This is a genomic window from Streptococcus merionis DSM 19192, from assembly GCF_000380085.1.
GTDB lineage: Bacteria > Bacillota > Bacilli > Lactobacillales > Streptococcaceae > Streptococcus > Streptococcus merionis.
In genome coordinates this window covers 1-17,744 of the sequence record NZ_KB904561.1, presented here as the reverse complement: position 1 = coordinate 17,744, position 17,744 = coordinate 1, and the positions used below count along the sequence as shown (strand labels likewise).

General features: G+C 41.7%; 21 protein-coding genes. All 21 read left to right on the top strand.

Annotated elements, in window-relative coordinates; all coding sequences use genetic code 11:
- The first annotated feature begins 297 nt into the window (after nucleotides 1–297).
- Nucleotides 298–1,155 (top strand): MerR family transcriptional regulator, encoded by an 858-nt coding sequence (locus A3I5_RS0111000; RefSeq protein WP_018374664.1) that lies wholly within the window; start codon nucleotides 298–300, stop codon nucleotides 1,153–1,155.
- 492 nt (nucleotides 1,156–1,647) lie between these two features.
- A complete protein-coding gene (eutM, locus tag A3I5_RS0110995) occupies nucleotides 1,648–1,926 on the top strand; it encodes an ethanolamine utilization microcompartment protein EutM (RefSeq protein WP_018374663.1) in 279 nt (92 codons plus the stop codon).
- A 27-nt stretch (nucleotides 1,927–1,953) separates the two neighbouring features.
- Entirely contained in the window at nucleotides 1,954–2,967 is a 1,014-nt protein-coding gene (locus A3I5_RS0110990; RefSeq protein ID WP_018374662.1) for a DMT family transporter, read from the top strand.
- Between the two features lie 3 nt (nucleotides 2,968–2,970).
- On the top strand, nucleotides 2,971–3,255 hold the full coding sequence (locus A3I5_RS0110985; protein WP_018374661.1) for a hypothetical protein: 285 nt from the start codon (nucleotides 2,971–2,973) through the stop codon (nucleotides 3,253–3,255).
- A gap of 14 nt (nucleotides 3,256–3,269) precedes the next feature.
- Nucleotides 3,270–3,569, top strand: a complete 300-nt coding sequence (locus tag A3I5_RS0110980; protein WP_018374660.1) for a BMC domain-containing protein — start codon at nucleotides 3,270–3,272, stop codon at nucleotides 3,567–3,569.
- An 11-nt stretch (nucleotides 3,570–3,580) separates the two neighbouring features.
- Complete coding sequence (locus A3I5_RS0110975) at nucleotides 3,581–3,898, top strand: BMC domain-containing protein (RefSeq protein ID WP_018374659.1); 318 nt, start codon at nucleotides 3,581–3,583, stop codon at nucleotides 3,896–3,898.
- A 13-nt stretch (nucleotides 3,899–3,911) separates the two neighbouring features.
- The gene (locus tag A3I5_RS0110970) at nucleotides 3,912–5,267 is read left to right on the top strand and encodes an aldehyde dehydrogenase family protein (protein WP_018374658.1); all 1,356 of its coding nucleotides are present in this window, start codon (nucleotides 3,912–3,914) and stop codon (nucleotides 5,265–5,267) included.
- 248 nt (nucleotides 5,268–5,515) lie between these two features.
- The gene (gene cutC, locus A3I5_RS0110965) at nucleotides 5,516–8,062 is read left to right on the top strand and encodes a choline trimethylamine-lyase (protein ID WP_018374657.1); all 2,547 of its coding nucleotides are present in this window, start codon (nucleotides 5,516–5,518) and stop codon (nucleotides 8,060–8,062) included.
- A gap of 323 nt (nucleotides 8,063–8,385) precedes the next feature.
- Nucleotides 8,386–9,366 (top strand): choline TMA-lyase-activating enzyme, encoded by a 981-nt coding sequence (gene cutD, locus A3I5_RS0110960; protein ID WP_018374656.1) that lies wholly within the window; start codon nucleotides 8,386–8,388, stop codon nucleotides 9,364–9,366.
- Nucleotides 9,367–9,487: 121 nt separating this feature from the next.
- Nucleotides 9,488–9,838: a BMC domain-containing protein gene (locus tag A3I5_RS0110955; protein ID WP_018374655.1), complete on the top strand. Its 351-nt coding sequence runs from the start codon at nucleotides 9,488–9,490 to the stop codon at nucleotides 9,836–9,838.
- Nucleotides 9,835–10,281, top strand: a complete 447-nt coding sequence (locus A3I5_RS0110950) for a EutP/PduV family microcompartment system protein (RefSeq protein ID WP_026217045.1) — start codon at nucleotides 9,835–9,837, stop codon at nucleotides 10,279–10,281. Before A3I5_RS0110955 ends, A3I5_RS0110950 begins: the two co-directional genes overlap by 4 nt.
- Nucleotides 10,278–11,408: a 1-propanol dehydrogenase PduQ gene (locus A3I5_RS0110945; RefSeq protein WP_018374653.1), complete on the top strand. Its 1,131-nt coding sequence runs from the start codon at nucleotides 10,278–10,280 to the stop codon at nucleotides 11,406–11,408. The genes A3I5_RS0110950 and A3I5_RS0110945 overlap by 4 nt, the downstream gene beginning before the upstream one ends.
- A 64-nt stretch (nucleotides 11,409–11,472) precedes the next feature.
- On the top strand, nucleotides 11,473–12,108 hold the full coding sequence (locus A3I5_RS0110940) for a hypothetical protein (RefSeq protein ID WP_018374652.1): 636 nt from the start codon (nucleotides 11,473–11,475) through the stop codon (nucleotides 12,106–12,108).
- Nucleotides 12,095–12,928, top strand: a complete 834-nt coding sequence (gene eutJ, locus A3I5_RS0110935) for an ethanolamine utilization protein EutJ (RefSeq protein WP_018374651.1) — start codon at nucleotides 12,095–12,097, stop codon at nucleotides 12,926–12,928. The genes A3I5_RS0110940 and eutJ overlap by 14 nt, the downstream gene beginning before the upstream one ends.
- Before the next feature lie 13 nt (nucleotides 12,929–12,941).
- Nucleotides 12,942–13,238: a EutN/CcmL family microcompartment protein gene (locus A3I5_RS0110930; protein ID WP_018374650.1), complete on the top strand. Its 297-nt coding sequence runs from the start codon at nucleotides 12,942–12,944 to the stop codon at nucleotides 13,236–13,238.
- A 347-nt stretch (nucleotides 13,239–13,585) separates the two neighbouring features.
- Complete coding sequence (locus A3I5_RS0110920; RefSeq protein ID WP_018374648.1) at nucleotides 13,586–14,227, top strand: cupin domain-containing protein; 642 nt, start codon at nucleotides 13,586–13,588, stop codon at nucleotides 14,225–14,227.
- Nucleotides 14,228–14,241: 14 nt separating this feature from the next.
- Complete coding sequence (locus A3I5_RS13005) at nucleotides 14,242–14,877, top strand: BMC domain-containing protein (RefSeq protein WP_018374647.1); 636 nt, start codon at nucleotides 14,242–14,244, stop codon at nucleotides 14,875–14,877.
- Nucleotides 14,878–14,910: 33 nt separating this feature from the next.
- Nucleotides 14,911–16,569, top strand: coding sequence for an acetaldehyde dehydrogenase (acetylating) (locus A3I5_RS0110910; RefSeq protein WP_018374646.1), 1,659 nt, complete (start codon nucleotides 14,911–14,913; stop codon nucleotides 16,567–16,569).
- Between the two features lie 10 nt (nucleotides 16,570–16,579).
- A complete protein-coding gene (pduL, locus tag A3I5_RS0110905) occupies nucleotides 16,580–17,272 on the top strand; it encodes a phosphate propanoyltransferase (protein ID WP_018374645.1) in 693 nt (230 codons plus the stop codon).
- 11 nt (nucleotides 17,273–17,283) lie between these two features.
- Nucleotides 17,284–17,562 carry a BMC domain-containing protein gene (locus A3I5_RS0110900; RefSeq protein ID WP_018374644.1) on the top strand — a complete coding sequence of 93 codons (279 nt, stop codon included), beginning with the start codon at nucleotides 17,284–17,286 and terminating at the stop codon, nucleotides 17,560–17,562.
- Between the two features lie 30 nt (nucleotides 17,563–17,592).
- The coding region (locus A3I5_RS0110895) for a BMC domain-containing protein (RefSeq protein ID WP_018374643.1) at nucleotides 17,593–17,744 on the top strand (152 nt) is incomplete at its 3' end.

Sequence of the window (17,744 nt, the reverse complement as noted above, 5' to 3'; positions counted from 1 at the left end):
CTGAAAATTTTAATATTACTAGAAAGCGGTTGCAAAACTTAAAAAAGCAGTGTATAATGATTCCGAGTTCATTCAGATAAATAAAAGGTAAGACCAATTGAATAGGTTTATCTTAACTAATGCTAGTTTGCCTCTTTTCGCAGATAGTATTGTTTTTACTTATTATAGGATAGACAGTTATTTGGAACAAGCGTAAAGTGCTTGATTGAATCGGTTCTTTCTTAGAACTGATCTGTTTTTTTACCCTCAAAAAATAATATTTAGGTTTTGCATATACTAAAAAATGAAGGAGATGTTATGGTAAGAGAAAGTTTATTTTCGATTGGACGGGCTGCTGATATGAGTGGTGTGTCTACCAAGACTTTACGCTATTATGAGAGTCTAGATTTAATTCATCCCAAACATGTTTCCGAAGATAGCGGCTACCGGTATTACGACAAGGAAACACTGCTTTTGATTCCGATTATCAAATACTATCAGCAGATTGGCTTAAATTTAAAGCGAATTAAGGAATTAGTCACTGGAGCGGGCTGCTCTAATAATTATCACTACTTAAAGAAGAGACAAGAGGAGTTAAAGGCAGAGCGAGATGAACTATTAGTTGCCTTAGCATCTGTTGATGACTGGTTGCAGCTTATCATTGAAGGAGAAATGTGTCTCCAAAATCAAGTGAAAGAGACTTTTTCAGGTAATGTTCCCATGATTAATTTGAAATACTATCCTGAGGAGAAAAGCTATTTTCAAAATAAACAATCGTACACTTATAATCACAAAGAATCGATTATCAATCTTGAGTGGACGAAGTTTTTGAGCGACAGAGGGTTAGAAGTCTCTGGGCCAGTTATTTTGAAGTATGATTCCTACGAGGAAAAAATGTCAGGAAATAGTCATCAGGTCACAATCTTGCAGCACTGTTTTCCTGAATCGCTAGATTTCATCACTTTTGGTGGATTTATGGCTTTAAGTTGCTACCATATTGGTTCCTTGGATTTAATCCATACCACTTATCAAAAAATGATTCAGTATAGTCAGGAAAATAACTATTTGCTCATGGATGAATGTTATGAGCGCCATGTCATTGATTATTGGGTTACGCAAAACCTAGAGGAATTTGTAACGGAAATCATCATTCCGATAGCCAGTAATACTCTTTGAGTATAAGAATAGCTTAGCGCGACCGATGAACTGACCATTTTGACTATTAAACTAAAAAATAGTATAGCAAGGACAAACTAATTTTTATAGGGTTTGTCTTTTTAATTTATCTGATTTATTGCCCGTAAACTTTTCCCTAAGGATAAAGTTTTGAAAGGAAATAGCTCTTTTTTAAGCTGGAATGACTTGTCTTTTTCTGGTTAAAAAGTAATGTTTAACCTAAAATAAATAAACAGTGGCAAGAATTAAAATTCCTTTTAAGCCTACTAATTGTGAACTTTTTCTTTAATTTATAATTTCTGAAAATTTAAATATTTCTAATTTTAAAAAAAGGATTGACTTTGACCTTATGTAAGGGCTTACAATTGAATAGAAGTGATTTTGTTAGAAAATGAACATAGAGCACCGCTAGTTTATCATTGGGGTGAACTTTATTTTAGGAGCACGGTGTCAGTTATTTTAGTCAAAAAATAAAAAAATGGAGGTACTATCATGAATTCCGAAGCTTTGGGAATGATTGAAACAAGAGGATTGGTTGGTTCTATTGAAGCAGCTGATGCTATGGTTAAGGCTGCGAATGTCAGCTTAATCGGGAAAGAGCACGTAGGTGGAGGGCTGGTTACAGTTCTTGTCCGAGGTGATGTTGGGGCTGTAAAAGCAGCGACAGATGCCGGAGCAGCAGCAGCGCAGAGAGTAGGCGAATTGATTTCAGTCCACGTTATTCCACGTCCCCATACTGAAGTTGAAACGATTTTGCCAAACACAAAATAAAACTGGGAAGTAAGAGGTAATCATTGCATGGGACAAAATGTCAGTAGTGTTAATCAAGTAGGCATAGGTGCACAACAGAAAATGATGGAAATGACCAAGAAGTTCCGCTCAGAGGGTATCCGAAGCGGTGCTGTATCGGGCTTGTTCTACGGTCTTTATTCCTTCGTTATTATGATTGCTCAGGGTTATGACCCAGTCAAGTCAGCAGTTGGGATTCTAGCAGCTCCTTTTGTAACAGGAGCACTTAATGACTTTCTAGGGGGCTGTGTTTTATTGCTAAATGTGATCAGAACTGGGAAATTTCATGAGCTTGGTAGGACACTTGCGACTAAGCCAGGGAAAATCATGCTTCTAGGTTATGTACTTGGTGGCCCTGTAGCTAACGGTGCCTATCTAGTAGGGTTGTATTTGGCGGGTGCTTTTGCGATTCCGATTTCAGCGACAACAGCCGCATTTGGTGCGATTTTTGCAGCGATATTTTTAAAGCAAAAACTGGATAAACGGGTTATGGGTGGCATGCTTTTATGTGTGATAGGTGCGATTATTATCAACCTAGTCAAGCCAGATGGTGCTCCTAATTTTACTCTGGGGATTATCTTAGCGGTTTTGGCTGCAGTTTGCTGGGGCTTAGAAGGAACCATTTCAAGTTTTGGTGGAGCGATGTTGGATTCTGAGGTGACGGTAACATTAAGACAGCTCGTATCTGGGTTGATTCAGATGCTCATTATTGTTCCATTGATTGGTGCGACAGATTTGTTCGCAGGTGTCTTAGCATCGCCTTGGGTGCTCTTCTTGTTGTTGATTTCTGGAGTGCTCGCTGGTTTTTCTTATACCGAGTGGTATCGTTCAAATGCCATGGTTGGTACAGCGGTTGGTATGTCGTTGAACATTACCTATGCATTTTGGGGAGTATTATTAAGTATTCTATTTCTCAATCAGCCGCTGACAGCTACTATTGTGATTGGCTCGATTGTCATTATTGCAGGTGCGATTTTGGTTACAACGAATCCACTAGACTTATTTAGAAAAAAAGAGGTGTAACAGATGGGTTTACTACCGGCACGAACAGCTGTTTTAAATTACATGTCTACGGTTGATGAAGCTGATACACAGCAAGTGATGCTTGCCCTAAAATCTCAATATGGTAGGGAAAAGCAGTTTACAGAGCCGCTTTTCTTAGAACATTTGATGTCACTGGAATGTAATGGCTATCTGGAACAAACGGGTTATGACTTAGATGAATTGGGCAACTTGAGAATCCGTTATAAAATCACAGAAGATGGTCAATCAGCTGTTGAGAAGTATGTTGTAAAAGAATTTAGACACTGAAAGGAGTGAGCAAAATGAGGTATTATGGTGGACAAGCGCTAGGTCTGGTTGAAACCGTAGGATTGGTTCCAGCTTTAGAAGCTTGTGACAAAATGTTAAAAGCAAGTAATGTCAAACTGGTATCATATGAAAATGTTGGCTCTACTCTTGTAACGATTATGGTTGTTGGAGATGTTGCTGCGGTTGAGGCTTCTGTAGAAGCTGGCGCAGCTGCAGCCGCAGCCATTGGAAAGTTGACGTCACATAATGTCATGCCAAGGCCAATTCCTACAGTTGGGGATATTGTTTCCGTGCATGACATTGACAATGTGTAAAGGAGAAAATCGTGGAAAGATATCAAGCAATTGGAGCGATTGAGACATTCGGATTGGTTTATGTGCTTGAAGCAGCTGATGCGATGGTAAAGGCTTCGGATGTTGAAGTTATTGGATACGAAAATACTGCTTCGGGTTACATCTCTGTCATCGTTCAAGGGGAGACAGAGGCCTGTAGAACAGCAGTGGATGCTGGAGTAAGAGCGGTAGAGAAGATGGGAACGGAAGTTTACAGTCACGTTGTCATCCCAGGTCCACATGAGGATTTACGAAAGATTATCGATCGGTATTCCCTATCAGTTTTGCTTCCAGAGGAAACTTCTGAGTAAGAGGGTGTGCCAAATGAGGTATATTGACAAAGATTTAGATGCTATTCAAGAAGCTCGTAACTCATTGCAAAATGCTCAGATGGTTGCTAGTCAGTTAAAGCAGCTGATGCAATCTGATTTAGACGGTTACAGTGCAGCCTTTATTGAGGAAGTGCTAAAGGAAAAAGAGCAATTGATTGATGATTTTGTTCAGGGAAATAGTTATGGTACTGTAGAGGACGAGGCCGAGCTCTGTGTCAAGTTTTTGGAGCGTTTTACACAGACGATTCAACCCGAACGATACGTTGGGATTATAGGTGGAAATGTTGCTGATAAGACCATTGAAATTGGTGTTCCTCTTGGAGTTGTAGCAGTTTTGTTACCAACTCATCCGACCTTTACCTTGCTAGTAAATCTTCTCTTATTGGCCATAAAATCAGGAAATTCTCTGATATTAGTAGCTAATACCTTATCAAAAGCCTCAACCATTAAAAGTCTTAGAAACCTCGTTACACTATCAGAAAAATGTGGCTTCCCTGAAGGAAGCATTGTGATTTTAGAAAATAGTGGCGATGCTGCTGTTTTAGAATTATTGGCTAGCGATAAGCTATCCTTGATCGTCAATATTGGGTGTCCAGAGTATGTGACAAAGGTATTTCAGACAAATACTCCTCTTATTTATGGTGGAGAGTCATCTGGCCCTGTCTTTATTGAACGAACGGCTGATATCAAGCAAGCTGTTGAGGACCTTATTCATTCAAGAAGTTTTAATAACGGAATTTTACCAGGGGCAGAGCAATTTCTTGTCACTGAAGACGTCATAGCTGATGAGCTTATAGTTGCGATGAAGGCTAATGGTGCTTATCTTTTAACAGCAGAAGATTTGCCGCGATTAGTTTCTTTTCTAAAACAATCACAAAAAAATATTGTAGATAATTATATCGGAAAATCAGCGATTTGGATTGCGGATCAGGCGGGAATTTCTGTTCCGCCAGATACAAAGGTTCTTGTGTCTGTACAAGATTATATGAATGAAGAGGATTTTTTCAATCAAAAGTTACTCTGTCCAATCATTTTGGTTTATCTTGAGCCAGACTGGACTCTGGCTTGCACTAAGTGTATGCGCCTATTGGCGGAACTGAAAATGGGGCACACCCTAACCATTCATTCCAAAAATTGGCAAGTTATTCAGGAATTTGCTTTGGTGAAAGCTGTTGGTCGTATCGTTGTCAACGCACCGACTGCTTGTGCAGCGACAGGGATTATCTCAGCGTTTGCACCATCCTTAATTTTAGGTGGTATTACAACTGGACGAGGTTTTAGTTCAGAAAACATTACCCCTAAACATTGGACATACACGAGAAGGATTGGATTTGCTTTAGAATGTTAAAATCGCTGAGAGCGAGCTCACATTTTACTAACTAAAAAGAGTTCGTCATCCTCTCGCGCAGTTACGATTGAAAATAGCGAATGGATGATTGGATTTTAAAAAGTGGATAACGCTACCAATTAGCAGTGGCTGATGTATAGGAATAGCAGTCGTATATCTCTAAACCACTGCGATTAGCTCGTTTTACCAAGCAAAATGAATGGGTTTGGACTTGAGCCCAGCCCTTATTGAGAAAGGACAATAGTCAAATGGAAATGCAGGAATTTACGGCTAAATTAGAAGAAGCAACAAAACAATTAAGTGCTGAGGAGCGCCAAGCACTGACCAAACTTTTCCAGAGTGTATCTGGAGAGATTACGAAACCAGAGGCTAAGCAGACAACAGCTTCAGTCATCGCAGCAGAAGGAACGGAAGTGCCAGATGGCATTACGCCTCGTCTGCAAGCGTTGAAAAATCAATACTTAAATGCTCGTCCAACGATTTCATTACTCCGCGCGATCAACTTGACTCGCGTATCAAAAGAAAATGAAGGCATGCCAAAAGCGGTGCTTCGTGGAACGGCTTTTAAAGAATTTTGTAAAATCGCACCACTTGTGATTCAAGACCATGAATTGTTAGTTGGTGCGCCAAATGGCGGCGCACGGTTTGGTGCTTTCTCACCAGATATTTCTTGGCGTTGGTTGCGGGATGAATTAGACACGGTTTCTACTCGTCCGCAAGACCCATACGATTTGTCAGAAGAAGATAAGAAAATCTTGGTAGAAGAAATTTTCCCATATTGGACTGGTAAATCAGTTGACGAAGCCTGTGAATCACAATACCGTGAAGCGGGTGCCTGGGAATTATCAGGTGAATCCTTTGTTTCAGACTGCTCTTACCATGCCCAATCTGGTGGTGGTGACTCTAATCCAGGTTACGACGTTGTCGGTATGAAAAAAGGGATGTTGGATATCAAGGCAGAAGCAGAAGCCCATCTCGCAAAATTGGATTATGCTAATCCAGATGACCTTGAAAAGATTTACTTCTACAAAGGGCAAATCTTGACAGCTGAGGGTGTGATGATCTACGCAAAACGGATGTCTGACTATGCGGCGCAATTGGCTAGCAAGGAAACAGATCCAAAACGCAAGGCGGAATTGGAAATGATTTCTCGTGTCAATGCCAATGTACCAGCTCACAAGCCAGAAACTTTCTGGGAAGCAATGCAGTACTTGGTAACGATCCAACACTTGCTCCTTTGTGAAGAAAACCAAACAGGCTTGTCCATCGGTCGTGTGGACCAATACATGTATCCATTCTACAAGAAAGACATCGAAGAAGGTCGGATGACAGATTTCCAAGCATTTGAAATTGCTGGTTCTATGTTCATTAAGATGTCTGAAATGATGTGGTTGACATCAGAAGGCTCTTCTAAATTCTTCGCAGGTTACCAGCCATTCGTTAATATGTGTGTCGGTGGTGTTACGCGTGAAGGCCGTGATGCGACAAATGATTTGACTTACTTGCTCATGGATGCTATTCGTCATGTTAAAGTATATCAACCAACTCTTGCAACACGTATCAATAACAAATCACCTCGTAAATACTTGAAGAAGATTGTAGATGTGGTGCGTGCCGGTGTTGGATTCCCAGCTTGCCACTTTGATGATAGCCATATCAAGATGATGTTGGCCAAAGGGGTGTCAATGGAAGATGCGCGTGACTACTGTCTCATGGGCTGTGTGGAACCACAGAAATCAGGTCGTCTCTACCAATGGACATCGACTTCTTATACCCAATGGCCTATCTTGATCGAAACCACTCTAAACCATGGTGTGCCACTATGGTACGGCAAGCCTGTCACACCAGATATGGGGCCGCTTGATCAGTATAAAACCTTTGAACAATTTGAAGCAGCAGTCAAGGAAACCATCAAGTATGTTACTAAATGGACGTCTGTGATGACTGTGATTTCACAACGTGTGCAACGTGAATTGACACCTGTACCACTGATGTCTATGATGTATGAAGGCACCATGGAAAATGGCCGTGGTGTGAAATCTGGTGGTGCCATGTATAACTTCGGTCCTGGGGTTGTATGGTCAGGTCTTGCCAACTATGCAGACTCTATGGCAGCCATCAAGAAATTAGTCTTTGAAGATAAGAAATACACCCTAGAAGAATTGAACCGCGCCATGGTCGCTGACTTTGAAGGCTATGAGCAAGTCAGAGCAGACTGTCTTGCAGCTCCAAAATATGGTAATGACGATGACTATGTCGATTACTTTGCGTCAGATATCATTGAATTTACTGAAGAGGAGCACCGTAAATACAAGACACTGTACTCAATCTTGAGTCACGGTACCTTGTCTATCTCAAACAATACGCCACTCGGTCAAATCACAGGAGCATCTGCTTCAGGACGTCGCGCGTGGGCGCCATTGTCAGATGGCATCTCTCCAGACCACGGTATGGACACCAAAGGCCCAACTGCCATTATCAAGTCTGTATCTAAGATGGCCAATGAAAATATGAACATCGGTATGGTGCACAACTTCAAGATTATGGCTGGATTGCTAGATACGCCTCAAGGTGAAGAAAGCTTGATTACCCTCTTGAGAACGGCAAGTATTCTCGGAAATGGTGAAATGCAATTCAACTACTTAGATAACTCGATTTTGATTGATGCGCAGAAACATCCTGAGAAATACCGCGATTTGATTGTCCGTGTAGCGGGCTACAGTGCCTTCTTCGTTGAATTGTGTAAAGATGTACAGGATGAAATTATTTCACGTACGGTGCTGACTAATATTTAATAACATTTTATTGGGAATGGCACAAAAGTTGGTAAGCCGAAAGATTCGGTTTTGTCATCTATGAAATGTCATTTTGGCTCAATGAATTGAGTGGGTCTGGATCATCTACTCAGCTCCGACCTGTGCAGGGGTAAGATTGAGTTGGCATAGTCAGCAACTCTTATTCCCAACCCCTGCGTCTTGTTCGTTAGACAAAGTGATTTTGTAGAGACTAGGATTATTATACGTGATCTTCAACGGTTATATGCTTTTGTGGGTGAGGGCGAAGCCATCACGGTGGTCTGTCCCAGCCTCAATAACAGGGATAAAAGGTAGTGGTGGTAATGTCCAAAAAACATGAGACACGGATTAACGTTTTTAATGTTCAAAAATACAACCTTTATGATGGACCAGGTATTAGGACGATTGTTTTTTTCAAGGGCTGTCCTATGCGCTGTAAATGGTGCGCAAATCCAGAAGGATTGGAGTTTGGCACCAATATGATGTACAAGGAAACCCTGTGTAAGCCTTATAATAGTTGTGCTGCGACCTGTCCGCTGGGCAAAGTTTGCTTTAAATACAAAAATGAAAACAACCCAGTCCCTTATGAGTATTCGGATGTGGAACACCCCATTGATATTCGAAAATATGCCAAAAAATTGCCGACTAAGGAGGATATCAAAGGCTGTCCAGAAGGTGCACTTGCTGTTGCTGGCGAAGCCAAGACGATTTCTGAGTTGATGGCTATTATCCATGAAGATGATGCTTTCTACGATATGTCCGGTGGCGGGGTGACTCTGTCTGGCGGAGAATGTCTTGCGCAACCAGAAGGTGCACTGGCGCTTCTACAGGCCTGTAAGCAAGATGGTATCAACACAGCGGTTGAAACAGCTGGTCATGTTCCTAATAAAGTGTTTCAAGCAGTTGCTCCTTATGTGGATCTCTTCCTCTTTGATATGAAACATATGGATTCTAAAAAACATAATGAATGGACTGGAGTTGGGAATGAACGGATTTTGACCAATCTCAGATACGTCATCGAATCAGGCTACAATATCAAAATCCGAATGCCGATGCTCAAGGGGATCAATGACAGCGAAGAGGAGATTAGAGCAATTGTTGAGTTTCTTCTCCCTTACAAGGACTATTCTAATTTTGATGGAATTGACTTGCTACCTTACCACAAGCTAGGGGTAAATAAGTATCAGCAATTGGGCATGGAATACCCAATTGAAGGAGATCCGTCCTTGAGTCAGTACGATTTGGATCGTATCGAGAGTTATATTTTGTCTTATGATTTCCCAGTGACGGTTGTTAAACATTAATGATATGCAACAGAATTTGAGCTAAAATGCTTGGTAAACGATATGGCTTCTCTTGTTCCTTGACGTTCATCGGTTGTTCTCTTGTTTTCCAACACATTTGTATCTTACAAGGAGGCTTTAAGTGATTGATGGATTGGGAAAAATTGACCGAATCATTCAAGAATCTGTTCCTGGAAAGCAAATCACTTTAGCACATGTCATTGCTGCTCCTATTGAAGCGGTTTATGAGAGTTTAGGGGTTGCTCACAAGGGCGCTATTGGCATTTTGGCCCTGACACCTTACGAGACAGCTGTCATTGCAACTGATATTGCAGGAAAAGCAGCTGATGTTGAGATTTGTTTTGTGGATCGGTTTACAGGATCGGTAATGTTTAGCGGAGATGTTCAGAGTGTGGAGACAGCTTTGCAGCGTATTTTGAATTATTTTAAAGAAAACCTAGACTTTTCTGTGGTTCACCTAACACGATCATGAGAAAAAGAGTGCTTATTATCGGTCCAGAAGGCAGTGGGAAAAAACGTATCGTACAATTACTGGAGAGGAAGTCAGATCTGTCTTTTAGGAGTTCAGTAACTTATTATTCAGAGACGATAGTCGTTCCTAGTGCGTATTTGAGAAGTCAGGGCATGTTGCAACACATTATTGCGACACAACAAAAAGCAGATAGTATCTTGATGTTGCTGCCTAGCAGTCGCCAATTTAGAGTGTATTCCCCAAATTTTGCAAACGTTTTTAGAATTCCGGTTTTAGGAATTATTGTCCATCAAAAGGAGGGTGATTTGGAATGTTTAGAAGACTGTCGCAAGGAATTGGTTGAAGCAGGTGTTGATAGTATCTATCAAGTGGATTTAAATCAATCGGAGCAATGTCAGGAACTTTTAGCGACAGTAAATGTAATAAGAAAAGGTCAAGAATGAAAATACAAGAATTTAATGTAGGCCCTAAATTTATTTTTGGTCATGGGGCTACAGCGAAACTTTCTGAGCTATCTATCAAGAAGGCCTACATCATTTGTGATCCGTTCATTGTAAAGAGTCAGATGATCAAAACTGTTCTTGATATTCTAGAAAAAAAGGATGTTGAAACGGCTATTTTTTCACATATCGTGCCGGATCCAACTATCGAAATTATTTCTGAGAGTGTCGTTGAGATTAAACAGTTTTGCCCAGATGTCGTGATTGCATTTGGTGGCGGATCAGCCATAGATGCAGCAAAGGCGGTAGTCAAAGTTTATACGGAGTCTGCAAAAGTAGAGAAACCTACAGTCATTGCGATTCCAACAACCAGTGGTACGGGTAGCGAAAATACAGCATTTTCAGTCGTTTCTGATCCGACTCGAAATGAGAAATATGCTTTGGTTGATAAAGCTTTGGTACCAGAAATTGCTATTTTAGACTCTGTTTATACCATGAGTGTGCCAGCTCAGGTGACAGCAGACACTGGCATGGATGTTCTAACGCACTGTCTGGAAGCTTATGTATCTAGTAATGCGAGTGATTTTTCGGACGCCTGTGCAGAAAAAGGAATTAACCTAACCTGGAAATATTTGATTGATTCTTATAAGAGCACTACAAATGAGTTTGCTCGCGAGAAGATGCACAATGCCTCTTCTCTAGCAGGCTTAGCCTTTAATAACGCAGGCTTAGGGATATGTCATAGTCTTTCGCATGCGATAGGAGCGTTCTTTCATGTGCCACACGGGCGAATCAATGCACTTCTTTTGCCACATGTCATTGTTTTTAATGCTTCTTTGACAGAAGAGGGCGAGACAGTTACAACAAGGAGATACGCTCAAATTGCTAATATGCTCCAGCTCTATGGAACTTCTTCAAAGCAGTGTGTGCGCGCCTTGAATTATGCGATTAGATCTTTGACCAATCGCTTAAATATGCCAGCTACAATTGAGGAGTTGGGCATTGATTGTGAAGAATTTAACCGCAGAATACCTGAAATGGCTCAACGAGCGATTGCAGATGCGTGCACGCCGACTAATCCGCGACCAGTTACCGTTAAACAATTAGAAGACATCTATCGTGGTTTATAGGTTTACGGAAGAGAGCTTTCGTCCAGTGACGGAGTGAAGAACTGTTGAATGGAAGAAGAAATTTATGAAATTTTTAACCGAAAATGACTTACGAGTGGCCTATCATGAATTTCCTTTTGAGACGTTCACGATTCCACCGCAAACAAAGCTAACACCCGGCGCAAGAACGTTTTTGATGGACCGAAAGGTAACGATTAAAGACGACAATAGCCTACAGAAGAAAAGAAAATGGTCTCCAGTTGTTCCGAGTCACTGTCAGAAAGAAAAGGAAGATGTGGAGAAGCGAGAATATCAGTCGGATTGGTTGATGATGCGTTGTGAATTTTTTAGAGTAGCTGAAGAATTAGCCGTTTTAGATTCGTCTTTATCCGAGGAGATCTTGCTGTTGGAGCGTGCTCTGGCGGTAGACGTATCAGAAGCAAATTACAATCTTCCGCATATCATCCAGATCGAAAAAGTCCCAGAGAGAGTGGATCGATCATTTATTGAGGATAATCTTTCGGTGGTAGGTCTCTGCCTTCACAAATCTAAGGGGCGCATCTTACGAAGACTATATTCGCTATATTTTCAATTAGGTGCGCTGAGCAATCAGTATCGGTCTTCTGATTGTGAGCGCTTCTTAGAGGTGGCTAATCGTTTGGGACAGCTGATTGCTTATTACCTCAATAAAACAGAGGAGGGAAGCTATGATTCGGGATAAGACATGTGACCAGTATGTCGCAGAGTTTGAAAAGGCAGAGCAGTTTCCCATAAAAGGAGATAGTCCCTACTATCTAACGGGGATTGATTTAGGAACAGCTTATATCGTCCTAGTTGTTTTGGATCATCAAAAGAATATCGTTGCCGGTGCTCATAGGCGAGCGGATGTGATTCGTGATGGCATGATTGTGGATTATATTGGAGCGATCACAATTGTCCGTGAGTTAAAGGAAAAATTGGAGCAGCAATTACAGACAGAACTTCTCTTTGCATCAGCAGCGATTCCGCCTGGTATGGCTACTTTAGATGGAGGTGTGGTCAAAAATGTTGTTCAAGGTGCGGGTTTTGAATTAACAGCTCTCCTTGATGAACCAACAGCAGCCAATACAATCGTTGGTCTGATAAATGGTGCGATTGTGGATATTGGTGGTGGGACTACTGGTATTTCCATTTTAAAAGATGGGCAGGTGGTTAAATCTGTTGATGAGGCGACTGGGGGAACACATTTTACCTTAGTTGTTTCAGGAGCATGCCAGTTGCCATTTGATGAAGCAGATGATTATAAGAGAAACTCCCGTAACCATCAGGAATTGCTTGGTCTTTTAAAACCTGTTGTCCAAAAAATTTCTTCCATTATTAAAAAAAGCATCGAAGGGTTCGATATTGATCTTATTTATCTGGTTGGGGGAACAAGTTGTCTCACAGGGATTGAGAAGATTATTGAGCAGGAGTTGGGGATTCGAACAATTAAACCGAGAAATCCTATGTTTGTGACCCCAATTGGTATTGCGATGAATTGTAGTCAAGAGGTCATTGACTGAATAAGGAGGGAAGATGTTAGTTGCAGAATTAGTAGATACCATCTGGGCAACTCGCAAATCGGATAGCCTGAGCGGCGTCAAATTTTTACTGGCTGAAGTCAAAGGTGGCAGTCGCGCAGGTGAGTTGTTGGTTGTGGTAGATAGCATTGGCTCTGGCATTGGAGACCGTGTCATTATAGCGACTGGCTCTGCCGCTCGTCGCATGATGGGAGATGATCAGATGCCTGTAGACGCTGCAGTCATTGGGATTATTGATGAGAATTATGATGAAATCAAAAAACAAAATGGGAAAATAGAGAGATTTTCTTAATCGAATGGATACGGCTAAAATCTTAGAGAAAATTAGTAAAGCTTCCAGATTCCTTTGACTGTTCTTGTTTTCCTACTAAATCTTATATAGTCGTGTATTTTAATTAAATTGAACTCAAGCTAGAATCCTAGAAAAAATTCAAAGTCCTCCTCAAGTCCCGCGACTTGTCGTCTGTTTTCCCATTTTCCAGCGTATTTTTCAACGCCCCCATATCTTAGAACTGAATTCGGCCTAAAATCCTCGATAAAATTCAAAAACTTCCTCAAGTCCCGCGACTTGTCGTCTGTTTTCTCATTTTTCATCGGATTTTTCAACGGCCTCATATCTTAACTAATAAAGGAGAAGAAATGGCAAAGTTAATTGTTGCAAAAGATATTGTCAGTTGCCATGAAGCTGGCCAGTCGGTGTGTCACCTTGAAAAAGGGACAATTATTACGCCTGCTGCGTACGATGAAGCCAAAAAGTACGGAATCACAATTGAGACCTGCAATCAGGTTTGTCCAACAAGTCATTCATCAGATAAAGACATAGATAGCATCAGCACAGAGGAGATTCTATCGCTTCTAAAAAAGTTTTTGACCAATAATGATGAGGAAGGCAATGCAAAACCATGCTTACCTTATCGAAGTGTCTCCCACCCCAATGGTCTTAAAGTGGTTAAGGGTGGGACTGTTAGAATGGATGAATTTGATACAGGAAATCCTAAAGATAAGGTTGGTTTTCAAGAGTTAGTCGGTAAAAACGAATCCCAAATGAGCGCTGGCTTCTTAACGATTGACCGTTCCAATTTTGCTTGGAAACTGCCCTACGAAGAGATTGACTATGTTATCTCTGGCACTGTTTCTATTGAGATTGATGGTCAAACTTATGTTGCTAGAGAAGGGGATGTCATCTTTGTTCCTTCGGGATCAGATGTTGTCTGGGGATCGCCAGATCAGGCTAAAATTTTCTACACAACATATCCTTCAAATTGGTCTGACTTGATGTAACGAGGAGGTTCAAAATGAAAGCATTAGGCATGATTGAAACCTTCGGATTGATTGGAGCGATTGAGGCAGCAGATGTGATGTTGAAAGTAGCAGATGTTTCCTTATTGGGCGCAGAGAAAGTCCGAGGCGGGCTAGTCATGATTAGCGTTGAAGGAGATGTTGGAGCTGTTAAGACAGCTGTGGAAGCTGGTGCTAGTGCTGTTAGACGTTTAAATGAACGCAGCCTTCAGGGTTCTCATGTGATTCCAAGGCCTGATTATCAATTGCAATCTATCTATGATGCAAAAGATATTTCTGCAAATAGTGATGTGACAAATCTCACCAAAGATGAATGCTTTGAACAACAAGAATTGTCAACGGAGACAGTTGGAAAAGCAAGTTTTGAAGAGGATTTGGCACATAGTTTTGAGGAGTCCGTAGAGCTCATAACAGAAGGATCAGGAAAGGGTGAAGAAGCCGCTAAAGAAGTAACTGACAGTATTCACCAGGTGAGTCTGGAAGAATATGAGCGAGGGCTCAGAAAGACTAAGGCTGCTGACTTGAGAGCGTTGGTCTCTGAGAATCCCAAGATTCACATTTCTGAGGAAGAGCTAGAAAGGTTGGTCAGACGAGAAATGATTGCTCTGTTGGTTGAAGCCTTTCAAGGGTAAAGCTAGTGATGATAGAGAGGAAGATTTGAGAGAATGAAAGCAATTGACATTGATCTCTGCTCCATTCAAGAAGCGCGAGACTTGGTAAGGCAAGGCAAAAAGGCAGCTGATGCTATAGCCGCATTTTCTGAGGAGCAAATTGATCGCATTCTTCAGCGTATTGTAAAAGCGGTTGAAGCGAATGCTTATTACTTAGCTGATATGGCTGTTGAAGAAACAGGTTTTGGCAAGGTGACCGATAAGGCTTACAAAAACTATGCAGCTTCGCGGCTATTGTATGATGAAATAAAAGATGAGAAAACCTCAGGTATTCTAGAGTTGGACGAGCACAAAAAAGTGTTTAAAGTAGCAGAACCGATGGGCCTGCTGCTGGGGATTACCCCCTCCACTAATCCGACATCCACAATCATCTTTAAGGCGATGGTTGCCATAAAAGCTCGCAATGCGATTGTTTTTGCCCCGCATCCCTCTGCCAAACGCTGTAGTGCTGCAGCTGCAGAATTGGTTCGAAAAGCTGCGGTAGAAGCTGGAGCACCTGAGCATATTATTGGTTGCGTGATGAACCCGACATTAGAAGCGACAACTGAGCTGATGCACGCTAAAGAAATCGCCTTGATTATTGCGACAGGTGGTCCTGGCATGGTGAAAGCTGCTTACAGCAGTGGAAAGCCTGCCATTGGTGTGGGAGCAGGAAATTCTCCAGCCTATATTGAAAAAACAGCTGATGTCAAAAAAGCGATTGCCAATATTGTGGCTTCTAAGACATTTGACAATGGCACTATTTGCGCTTCTGAGCAAGCCATTATCTGTGAAGAGTCTAATCAAGAGGCAGTTCTTAAGGAGCTAAAAGATCAAGGTTGTTATATGATGACCAAGGAAGAGACTGATAGGGTTTGCGAGATACTCTTTAAAGGAAATTCCAAAGGGTGCAATCTATCTATGAATCCTAAGTTTGTAGGACAATCCGCACTTTCTATCGCTCAGGCAGTAGGGCTTTCTGTTCCAGAAAACACAGTCTTACTGGTTGGTCCTCAGTCAGGTGTCGGTCAAGGAAATCCACTGTCATTTGAAAAATTGACGACAGTTGTTGGTTTTTATGTCGTGAAAAATTGGGAAGAAGCTTGTGCCCTGAGTATTAAGCTTTTGCAAAATGGGATTGGCCATACGATGAGCCTTCATACAGAAGACCCTGAAATGATTTTTCGTTTTTCAAGCAAGCCAGCGTCTCGTATCTTGATCAATACGGGAGGTAGTCAAGGTGGGACTGGCGTTTCAACAGGTCTACCAATTGCCTTTACCTTGGGTTGTGGTACAGATGGTGGCAGCTCAGTTTCAGATAATTTGTCACCAAAACACCTCGTCAATGTCAAGACGGTAGCCTATGGCTTGAAGGACATCTCCAAACTGATGTCAGACGATGCGATTTTCCAGGCTTTGCCAAAACAAACGCTCTTAACAGATGTCAGCAAGGTTGATGCTTCCTGCTCCGCCTCTGTTCATGTCTCTAAAAACAGCGTTTGTAATAGTCAACAAGCCTTTTTAAACCAAACACCGCAGTCTATTCAAGAAGCATTTGAAAAAAGACAAGAAGTAGTTGTAGAAGAATCTGTCCCGAACAATGTTAACACTGGAAATACTTCTGATAACGAAGCGATTGTCCGAGAGATCTTATCGGCGTTAAAACAAAAGTAAGGGAGGAGATATGGAAGAATCATTAGAAAGTCTGTTTTATCAGGTTATTGATCAGCTGAGTGGTGTTCCTGGAACAGCACAAGAACCTGCTCCATTCTCATCTATAGTTGAAAATACTAAAGTAACAGAGGACGATTTTTCGATTCCGTTAGGAGTTTCGAACCATCACATTCATCTTTCACAAAGGGATGTCGATGTTTTGTTTGGTAGAGGGTACCAGTTTGGGGTTTTAAAAAATCTTTCCCAAAAAGGTCAGTATGCTTATCAGGAATGTGTTACAATAGCAGGTCCCAAAGGAGTCATTGAGAAGGTTCGGATTTTGGGACCTGTTAGGGACGATACACAGATAGAACTGACGGTTACAGATTGTTTTAAAATGGGAATTAAAGCACCACTTCGGATTTCAGGTGATATAGATGGGACACCAGGCTGCACAGTTATTGGTCCGAAGGGATCTGTTCAGCTGGGGAAAGGGTGCATCGTTGCCAAGCGTCATATCCACATGTCACCTGATGATGCACATCGGTATGGTGTTCAAGATGATCAAACTGTTTCTCTGGAATTACCGGGAGAGCGCGGTGGAATAATAGGGAATGTCGTGATTCGTGTGAATGAGACATTTTCATTAGAATGTCATCTAGATACAGAAGAAGCAAATGCACTCGGAGTATCAGGTGAAGATAAATTGAAATTAATTAAATAAAGGAGACCCCAATGAACTCAGAAGCACTAGGAATGATAGAAACCAAGGGATTAATCGGCTCAATTGAAGCAGCCGATGCAATGGTCAAGGCAGCCAACGTGACCTTGATTGGTAAGGAGCATGTCGGCGGTGGCTTGGTAACGGTCATGGTTCGTGGCGATGTCGGTGCTGTCAAAGCAGCCACAGATGCAGGTGCGGCAGCTGCTGAGCGTGTCGGCGAATTGGTATCAGTGCATGTGATTCCACGCCCACATGCTGAAGTGGCTGCGGTTTTACCCGCTTCCAAATAATGTGAACTCATAAGAAATAAGGAGACCCCAATGAACTCAGAAGCACTAGGAATGATAGAAACTAAGGGATTAATCGGCTCAATTGAAGCGGCTGATGCAATGGTTAAGGCAGCCAACGTGACCTTGATTGGTAAAGAACATGTCGGCGGTGGCTTGGTAACGGTCATGGTTCGTGGCGATGT